The 243-nt window shown below is 74.9% G+C and carries 1 pseudogene; it reads right to left on the reverse strand.

Going from position 1 to position 243, the window contains the following annotated elements:
- Nucleotides 1–243 (reverse strand): annotated as a pseudogene (locus L0U85_RS20265) (hypothetical protein); the annotation flags it as partial.

Consider the following 243-nt stretch of genomic DNA (forward strand, 5'->3'; position numbering starts at 1 on the left):
GAGGGAGAACGCGGTGGTGGATTGGTTGGCTTCGGCCAGGGCCGCGCCGGGGGCGCGCTCGTCCTGGTCCTGGCCCTGCTGGCGGCCGCGGCCCTGCGCATCCGCGCCGAAGCCCGCACCCGGTTGCGCCGCGGCCTGCGCGCGCGGCGCCTGGCTCACGTTGACCGAGACGTCCGTGTACTGGCGCCCGGCCAGGTCGTTGCGCAGGTTGTCGCTCACGGTGTTCAGCTGGCGCAGCACCTC

The sequence above is a fragment of the Glycomyces sp. L485 genome, from assembly GCF_022548875.1.
Lineage (GTDB): Bacteria > Actinomycetota > Actinomycetes > Mycobacteriales > Micromonosporaceae > Glycomyces.